The following is a 660-nucleotide window of genomic DNA, read 5'->3' as shown; positions in this document are numbered from 1 at the left end:
GGCCCGCTTTATAGAAAGATGAACGCACACCTTTTTGCACGTTCTCAACTACAAATTCATCTTCTCTTTCTACTTTTTCAATTGCGCTTCCGGCTCACCTGTCAAGCTTTGAAGGGTCGTAAACATAAGAAATGAACGACACTTTAGTTCTGTTTCTATCTAAGGGTTTTACCACATTAACAGAGAGTCCCCAAGGATAAAAATTAAACATCATATTTGGGAATACCCAATAATAATAGGCAGACACATTTTTCCCGTAATCGATATGGTCTTCTGGAAGGTCAAAAACTTCAGTAGCGTCATTTGTGTATCCTATTTGCAGATTACAATGGTCATAAGTTTCGGTTTTGTTAGTGCCATAATCTAAAACTGCATTTAAATCTTCATGCACAAATGGGATATGAAAGCCTTCTAAATAGTTGTCACAATATAAAGCCCAATGTGCATGAACGAGATAGTCTTTAGAAAGGGAATTATCCAAAATAAATTCGTCAATTGGTAAGAAGCCAATACGTTCCTTCATTTTATCGGTAACGTGCTGAAAATCGAAAGAAGGATTTAATCCTGCGAAAAGTAATGGTCCGAATTTTCTCAGTGGAAATTGATGTAAATTATCGCATGGTCTAGGGAAATCTTTGGCTTCTTTAAATTCTGGCATGT

Annotated in this window: 1 protein-coding gene; it reads right to left on the bottom strand. The window is 36.5% G+C overall.

Features of this window, described 5'->3' with window-relative positions; all coding sequences use genetic code 11:
- Positions 1–94: 94 nt before the first annotated feature.
- Positions 95–660, bottom strand: a 566-nt coding sequence (locus B2U95_RS10695; RefSeq protein ID WP_296316149.1) for an SRPBCC family protein, incomplete at its 5' end; no start/stop codon positions are given.

Source organism: Winogradskyella sp. UBA3174 (assembly GCF_002364335.1).
Taxonomy (GTDB): domain Bacteria; phylum Bacteroidota; class Bacteroidia; order Flavobacteriales; family Flavobacteriaceae; genus Winogradskyella.
This window is presented reverse-complemented; position numbering and strand designations above follow the sequence as displayed.